Here is a 7712-nt window from a genome sequence, read left to right on the forward strand (position 1 = left end):
GCCGCCGAAGGCGGCGAGCATGGAACGCCTGGCTCGTGCCGGTGGTCGGAGTCGAACCGACACTCGAGCTGTTTTTAGGACAGCCTCCTCTACCTGTTGGGATACACCGGCTCGTCTACATCGCTGATATTTCTACCACGCTACGTAGGTTCTGGGAATAACACAACGTGGAGAAATCACCCGGACGGCGGACGGATGGGGCAGCCGTCACCCTTCGTGACGTTAGGGTGAGCAACGCGCGGACAGATCGGTGCGGACCGTCATAGAAAGTCGCATGGTCATCACACGGCGGTCATGCCTTCGGCCTACTTCCGATAGGCCGATATGTCCGTTCTGGGATGGCGCCCGTCCCCGACGATGCCGCGCCCGCAACGGCTTCCGCCACGCTGTCATACCGGGCCGGCCGGCCCTCCCCCGGTGACGGCCGCCCTGGTCCTGGCCGGAGGAGCGGCGGGGGCCGAAGCGGGTGGCGCGGCGATCGCGCGGCGGAACTCGGCCCGCGGGTCGGCGAACGAGCCGAGGGAGACGATCTCCCGCTTGAAGAAGAGGGACAGAGTCCAGTCGGCCATCACCCGGGCCTTGCGATTGAAGGTCGGCAGGCGGCTGAGGTGGTAGGTCCGGTGCATGAACCAGGCTGGCCACCCGCGCAGTTTGATGCCATAGACGTCGGCCACGCCGCGGTGCAGGCCGAGCGAGGCCACACTGCCGGCGTACCTGTGCTCGTAGGGCTCGATCGGCTCGCGGCGCAGGTGGGCCACCAGATTCTCGGCGAGCCTGCGTGCCTGCCGGACGGCATGCTGGGCCGATGGGCCGGTGGTCGCGCCCGGTGGCCCGGTCAGGTCGGGCACGGCGGCGCAGTCGCCCGCGGTCCAGGCGTCCGCGACCCCCTCGACCTGAAGGAAGGCATTGGCCTGCAACCTGCCTCGCTCGTCGAGGGGCAGGTCGGTGTGGCCGAGCACGGGGTTGGCGCGCACGCCGGCGGTCCACACGATCGTGTCGGAGTCGAACGCGGTGCCGTCGTCGAGTTCGACGTGACCATTCACCAGGCTCGTGACGCGCCGGCCGAGCCGGACCTCGATCCCCCGGTGCTCGAGTTGTTTGACGGTATAAAGCCCCATGGCCGGCGAGACCTCGGGGAGAATACGGTCGGTCGCCTCGACGAGCACCCACCGCAGGTCCCCCGGACCAATGTCCGAATAATAGGCGCACGCATAACGCGACATGTCCTCGAGTTCTGCGAGCGCCTCGATTCCCGCGTATCCACCACCGATGAAGACGAAAGTAAGCGCGCGCGTGCGCTCGGCGGGGTCGCGCGTCGACGCCGCGGCGTCGAGCCGGTTTATCACCTTGTTTCGCAGGTAAATAGCCTCGGCGACCGACTTGAATCCGACGCCGAGATCCGCGAGCCCGGGAATCGGCAGCGTGCGGGCGACCGAGCCGGGCGCCATCACCAGGATGTCGTAGCCGAGTTCGTACTCGTCACCGCCGACGGTACGGACCGTGGCGACGCGATGCGTGTGCGCGACACTGGTGACCCGGCCACTGACCACCTCGCACCCACGAAGCACCTTACGCAGCGGGACAACCACATGCCGTGGCTCCAGGTTGCCGGCGGCCGCCTCCGGCAAGAAGGGCTGGTAGGTCATGTAGGAGTTGGGCTCGACGACGGTCACCATCGCCTCACCTCGCCGCAGCCGGCGCTGCAGCCGCAGGGCTGTGTACATCCCGACGTAACCACCGCCGACGACGAGGATGCGTGGCGCCCGACCAAATGCCATGGGAAAGCGGTACCCGCGACGCCAACTCGTACGCCCCGCGGGCGAGGCGCGCCGGGCGTACCCCTCCCCGCCGAAGCCGTCCAGACGTGACGTGCACCACGAATACGTCATTTGACTACCCGGCTATGACGTAGGAGACACCGGTGATTTGGGCCACGACCGGGCAGGCCGAGCGCCCCATAGTGGCATGACACCGGGGCAATTCGGATGGCCGGCCGGCCTCTTGCGAACTGTTTGCGCACTTATCGGCTCCCTGGCCCAGCCCAGGACGTCAGCGGCGGGCGTCGTCCCCCGGAGGCAGGCCGGCGTGCCGGGCGGCGGCGGACAGCACGTCCTCGAGCATCTCGGCCGTGACCCGGCCGGTGAAGGTGTTCTGCTGGCTCGGGTGGTAGCAGCCGAGCAGCAGCGGCCCGGCTGGCAGCTCGATGCGGGTGCCGTGGCCGAAGGCGGGACGGCGGGCAGGCAGCGGGTAGCCCGCGGCCTGCAGCGCCGGCCAGAGCGCCTGCCAGGCGAAGCCGCCGAGCACCACCACGGCGCGCAGTGCCGGGCGGGTGAGCTCCAGCTCGCGGACCAGCCAGGGCCGGCAGGCATCCCGCTCGGCGGGCGTCGGCTTGTTGACCGGTGGCGCGCAGCGCACCGCCGCCGTGATCCTCGTCGCCACCATGCGCTGGCCGTCGCCCGCCGACGTGGACGTCGGGAGGATGGCCAGGCCCGCCCGATGCAGCGCCGCGAACAGCCAGTCGCCACTGCGGTCACCGGTGAAGATCCGGCCCGTGCGGTTGCCGCCGTGCGCGGCCGGGGCGAGGCCCACCAGGAGCACGCGCGCGTCCGGCGGCCCGAACGAGGGCATCGGCCGGCCCCAGTACGGCTCCGTGGCGTACGCGGCGCGGCGGATCCTCGCGACCTCCTCGCGCCACGCGACCAGCCGCGGGCAGGCCCGGCAGACCGACGCGCACGCGTCGACCTCAGCCACGTCCGGCGCCGTCGCCGCCAGTCGGGCGACGTCCTCGGCCGACCGCGCCACCGGTGTCGCCGCCGTCGCCGGGTCGCCAGGCCAGCCGGTCCCCGGCGGTACCGGCCCGCGCGGCCCCGGCTTCTCGGTGGGCACGGCCGGGTGCCCTGCCGGGCGCTTCGGGCTCGTCAGGGCACCCGAGCGAGGGAGAACGCGATGCCGTCGAGGATGTCGCGCTCGCTGGCCACCACCGCCGGCAGCCCCGCCCGCTCCATGAGCGTGCGCAGCACCAGCGCGCCAGCGGCGATGACGTCGACCCGGCCGGGGTGCATGACCGCGAGCGCGGCCCGCTCGGAGTGCGTCATCGCCAGCAGCTTGCCGGTCACCTCCGCGACCGCCTCGGCCGGTGTGGACAGCAGGTGGATCCGTTCGGAGTCGTACTCGGGCAGGTCGGCGGCGAGCGCCGCGACGGTGGTGACCGTGCCGGCGACCCCGACGAGCGTCGCCGCCGCACGGATCGGCACCACCTGTTCGGCCAGGTCGAGGGCGGCGTGGACGTCGGCGACGATCGCCGCGGCCTCGGCCGGGTCGGGCGGGTCGGAGCGGAAGTGGCGCTCGGCCATCCGGACGCAGCCGACGTTGACCGACCGGGCGGCGAGTACCCCGGAGGCGTCTCCGAGAACCAGCTCGGTGGAGCCGCCGCCGATGTCGGCGACCAGGATGGGCGTCCGGGCGTCCGGAAGCTCCGCGGCGGCGCCGGCGTAGGACAGTGCCGCCTCCTCGTCGCCGCTGATCACCTCGGGGTCGGTCCCGAGGATCGCCCGCACCCCGTCGACCAGCTCGGCGCGGTTGCGCGCGTCCCGGGTCGCGCTGGTGGCGACCATCCGCACCCGGGTGGCACCCAGCCGGTCGATCTCGGCGGCGTAGTCGCGCAGCGCGGCGAAGGTGCGCTCCAGCGCCTCGGGGGCGAGCTCGCCGGTACGGTCCACCCCGGCGCCGAGCCGGACGATCTCCATCCGGCGGGTCAGCTCGCGCAGCCGCGGCCCGGCCGTGCGCCCCGGGCCGTCGCCGGGCTCGATGTCGGCGACCAGCAGCCGGATCGAATTGGTACCGCAGTCGATGGCGGCGACGCGGCTCATCCGGCCGCTCCCTTCTCGTCCTTGTCGTCCTCTGACGGGCCAGGCGGCGGCTCGACGCAGGGGCCGCGGGCGCCCCAGTCGCCGGCGGCGGACAGCGCCTCGTCGCCGAACGGGTTCACCCCGGGCCCCGCCGCCAGGCTGTGCGCGGCGAGCACGTGCAGGCACTTGACCCGGTCCGGCATGCCGCCGGCGCCCGGGTCGCCCGGGAGCTCGCCCAGCGCGTCCCGGCGGGCGAGGTAGTCCACGTGGGCGGCGCGGTAGGCGGCGGCAAGCCTCGGGTCCTCGCCAAGGCGGGCCGTCATCTCCCGCATCACCCCCGCCCCCTCCAGCCGGGAGATCGCGGCTGCGGCCCGCGGGCAGGTCAGGTAGTACAGCGTCGGGAACGGTGCGCCGTCCTCCAGCCGGGGCGCCGTCTCGACCACGTCGGGCAGCCCGCAGGAGCAGCGGTGCGCGACCCGCCGCACCGCTCTCGGCCGCCGCCCGAGCTGCCGCTCGACGACGTCAAGGTCCAGACCACCGGCCGCTTCCTGCCCGACCCCATCACTCACCGGCCCACCACCCCAGCCTCTCACCGACCCGCAACCAGCCCAGCACAGCCAGGTATACCGACCAGCACCAACTCAGGCGCCACTGGTGACGGCGCACCAGCGCAGTGCCAACCCGGCCACGTCCCCGACCTGGAACCAGCTCGACCACCCGTCATAAGCCCGGACCCGGAACCACGCAAGGAGGGCGCTCAGCGCCCGACAGGCGGCGCCCGGCGGCGGGCGCGAAGCGTCCGGCCGCGGGACCGCCTCAGCGCTCGTTCGCCTGGGACCAGAGCTGGCTGTACCAGGCGTCGTCGGGGCTCGACCGCCCGCGCCCGTCCGTCGCCGCCGGGCTCGGCGGCGGCGCGACGGGCACCAGGTAGGTCTTCTCCCCCGGCTTCACGTAGTGCAGCCTGCGGCGTGCCTCGTCCTCGACCCAGCTGTCGTCGCCGTACTTCGAGACCGTCTCGCGCAACGCGTCGACGCGTGCCTGCGCCGCCGCGTTCTGCTTGGCGAGCGCGGCGATCTCCGCCTGCTGCTGCAGGTAGAGCCGCAGCGGGTAGGCGAGCGTCAGCACGAGCACACAGATCACCACGGCGAGCAGCGTGGCGCGGGTGGAGAGCGTCGTCCGCCGGGGCAGGCGCGGCATGGCGGCTGGTCAGCCGGTTCCGCGGCTCAGCCGGCCGCGCGCCGCGGGAACGCGCCCGCGCCGGCGTAGCGCGCCGCCGCGTCGAGCGCCTCCTCGATCCGCAGGAGCTGGTTGTACTTGGCGACTCGCTCGCTGCGGGCCGGAGCGCCGGTCTTGATCTGTCCGCTGCCCACGGCGACAGCGAGGTCCGCGATCGTCGTGTCCTCGGTCTCCCCGGACCGGTGCGACATCATCGTCCGGTAGCCGGAGCGGTGCGCGAGGTCGACGGCGTCGAGCGTCTCCGTCAGGGTGCCGATCTGGTTGACTTTGACGAGCAGCGCGTTCGCCGCGCCGGCCGCGATGCCGCGGGCGAGGCGCTCGGGGTTGGTGACGAACAGGTCGTCGCCGACGAGCTGGACCTTGGCGCCGAGCCGGCTGGTAATCGCCTGCCAGCCCTCCCAGTCGTCCTCGGCCAGCGGGTCCTCGATCGAGACGATCGGGTAGGACGCCACCAGCTCGGCGTAGTAGTCGGTCAGCTGCTCGGCGGTCTTGTCGGTGCCCTCGAACCGGTAGGCGCCGTCCTGGAAGAACTCGGTACTGGCGACGTCGAGCGCGAGAGCGATGTCGTCGCCGACGGTGAAGCCGGCCTTCTGGATCGCCTCGGCGATCAGGTCCAGGGCCTCGCGGTTGGTCGGCAGGCTTGGGGCGAAGCCGCCCTCGTCGCCGACGCCGGTGGACAGGCCCCGCCCCTTGAGGACGCTCTTGAGCGAGTGATAGACCTCGGTGCCCCAGCGCAGCGCCTCGGCGAACGTGCTCGCGCCGATCGGCGCGACCATGAACTCCTGGATGTCGACATTGGTGTCCGCGTGCGCGCCGCCGTTGAGGATGTTCAGCATCGGCACCGGGAGCAGGTGCGCGCTCGGGCCGCCGACGTAGCGGAACAGTGGCAGGTTGCTCGACTTGGCGGCGGCCTTGGCGACCGCGAGGCTCACGCCGAGGATCGCGTTCGCGCCGAGGCCCGACTTGTCCGGGGTGCCGTCGAGGTCGATCAGGGTTGCGTCGATCAGCCGCTGGTCGGTCGCGTCCAGGCCGAGGTCGATCAGCGCCGGGCCGATCCGGTCGATGACCGCCTCGACGGCCTTGGTCACGCCCTTGCCTCCGTAACGGTCATCACCGTCACGCAGTTCGACCGCCTCGAAGGCGCCGGTGCTCGCCCCGCTGGGCACCGCGGCGCGGGCCTCCGTGCCGTCGTCGAGCAGGACCTCGACCTCGACGGTGGGATTGCCACGCGAGTCAAGGATCTCGCGGGCGGCTACATCCTCGATGGACGGCACGGATCCTCCATTGGTCAGAGGTCGAGGGAAGGACAAGCTACAAGGTCCGGACGAAACCGCCCGCGTGAGACTACCGCCGCGAGGACCCGACCGGGCCGGCCACACGCCGAACACCACATGACACCACGGCGATCGGCCCGGTCGCGGTCGGCGAACGCCTCAGCCGATGGGCCCGATCGGGGGCATGAGGAGCGGCCCGGCCGCGGGCAGGCCGGCGCTGGCGGCGAGCCCGGCGAGCGGGCCCCAGCCACCGGCATGGTCACCGGTCAGCACACCGGCGAAACAGCCGGCCAGCGCTTCCCACGCGCCGGCCAGCGCGGCCGCCTCCGCCCCCGTGCCGGCCGTGGCCGCCGACCGGCCAGCCAGCGCGCCGAGGGCCGCCGCGACGGCGCCGCCGGCCCGGCCGGCACCGAGGCCATACGCGCCGCCGGGGCCGAACGCCGCCTGGGCGGCGGCCTGGTCCTCGCTGGAACGGGCCGGGCGGACCCGGTCGACCAGCGACCGGCGCGGCACGAGCCGCACCCGGCCGGGGCGCGCGCCGGGCAGGCCCGCGGCGGCCCAGGCCAGCCTCAGCGCCCGTTCCAGCCCCCCGAGCTCGTCGACCAGCCCGTGCCCGTGCGCGTCGGCGCCGGTCCAGACCCGGCCGCGCGCGAGCTCATGGGCCCGTTCCAGGCTCATCGCGCGCGCTGTCGCGACCTTGCCGACGAAGTCGTCGTAGACGCGGTCGAGGAACTCCTCCAGCTTGGCCCGCTCGCCGGGGCTGAACGGGCGACGCGCCGACATCATCAGCGCGTGCTCGCCCTGGGCGACCTCACCGATCGCGACACCCAGCTTGTCCAGCAGACCGCTGATCACCTGCTTGCCGCCGTAGACGCCGATCGAGCCCGTGAGCGTCGAGGGATTGGCGACGATCGTGTCGGCGGCGAGCGAGACGAAGTAGCCACCGGAGGCGGCGACCGCGCCCATCGACACGACGACCGGCCGGCCGGTGGCCCGGAACCGCTCCACCTCACGGCGCACCAGGTCGGACGCGACGTAGGAGCCGCCGGGGCTGTCCACCCGGAAGACCGCCGCCGCGATGTCGGGGTCCTTGGCCGCGGCTCGGAAGGCGGCACACACGGCGTCGGCGGCGAGCATGGGGCCGCCGACCGGCGAGCCGCCGCGGCGCAGCACCACCGGCCCGGTGCCGTGGATGAGCGCGACGGCGGCGCGGCCTGGGTCCAGAGCCGGCGGGACCGCGACCTCGGAGTCGAGGCCGGCGCCCGCGGCGGCCGGCGCGGGCGCCGCGGGTCGCGCGTCGCCCCGCGGGGCGCCTAGCCGGGAGCCGATCCCGGCGAGGGAACGGGCCACCCGG

7 protein-coding genes and 1 tRNA gene are annotated in these 7712 nt (G+C 73.3%); all 8 read right to left on the reverse strand.

The annotated features are described in order from the left end of the window. Positions 1–36: 36 nt before the first annotated feature. A tRNA-Leu gene (locus BCD48_RS28410) sits at positions 37–111 on the reverse strand. A gap of 278 nt (positions 112–389) precedes the next feature. Next, positions 390–1778, reverse strand: coding sequence for an NAD(P)/FAD-dependent oxidoreductase (locus BCD48_RS28415; RefSeq protein ID WP_083419331.1), 1389 nt, complete (start codon positions 1776–1778; stop codon positions 390–392). A gap of 271 nt (positions 1779–2049) precedes the next feature. Then, the gene (locus tag BCD48_RS28420) at positions 2050–2886 is read right to left on the reverse strand and encodes a uracil-DNA glycosylase (RefSeq protein ID WP_071051463.1); all 837 of its coding nucleotides are present in this window, start codon (positions 2884–2886) and stop codon (positions 2050–2052) included. Between the two features lie 32 nt (positions 2887–2918). Next, complete coding sequence (locus tag BCD48_RS28425; protein WP_071051464.1) at positions 2919–3869, reverse strand: Ppx/GppA phosphatase family protein; 951 nt, start codon at positions 3867–3869, stop codon at positions 2919–2921. Beyond that, positions 3866–4417 (reverse strand): DUF501 domain-containing protein, encoded by a 552-nt coding sequence (locus tag BCD48_RS28430; protein WP_071051465.1) that lies wholly within the window; start codon positions 4415–4417, stop codon positions 3866–3868. The genes BCD48_RS28425 and BCD48_RS28430 overlap by 4 nt, the downstream gene beginning before the upstream one ends. A gap of 247 nt (positions 4418–4664) precedes the next feature. Further along, a complete protein-coding gene (locus BCD48_RS28435; protein WP_071051466.1) occupies positions 4665–5045 on the reverse strand; it encodes an FtsB family cell division protein in 381 nt (126 codons plus the stop codon). 26 nt (positions 5046–5071) lie between these two features. Next, complete coding sequence (eno, locus tag BCD48_RS28440) at positions 5072–6358, reverse strand: phosphopyruvate hydratase (protein ID WP_071051467.1); 1287 nt, start codon at positions 6356–6358, stop codon at positions 5072–5074. 159 nt (positions 6359–6517) lie between these two features. Further along, positions 6518–7712: signal peptide peptidase SppA (gene sppA / locus BCD48_RS28445; protein ID WP_116271698.1), on the reverse strand; the 1195-nt coding region annotated here is incomplete at its 5' end.

The organism is Pseudofrankia coriaricola (genome assembly GCF_001854805.1).
Classification (GTDB): domain Bacteria; phylum Actinomycetota; class Actinomycetes; order Frankiales; family Frankiaceae; genus Pseudofrankia.

Bases quoted from the DNA above. Each gene is read 5' to 3' on its own strand.
- BCD48_RS28415 (WP_083419331.1), bottom strand. From the start codon at position 1,778: ATGGCATTTGGTCGGGCGCCACGCATCCTCGTCGTCGGCGGTGGTTAC.
- BCD48_RS28425 (WP_071051464.1), bottom strand. From the start codon at position 3,869: ATGAGCCGCGTCGCCGCCATCGACTGCGGTACCAATTCGATCCGGCTG.
- BCD48_RS28435 (WP_071051466.1), bottom strand. From the start codon at position 5,045: ATGCCGCGCCTGCCCCGGCGGACGACGCTCTCCACCCGCGCCACGCTG.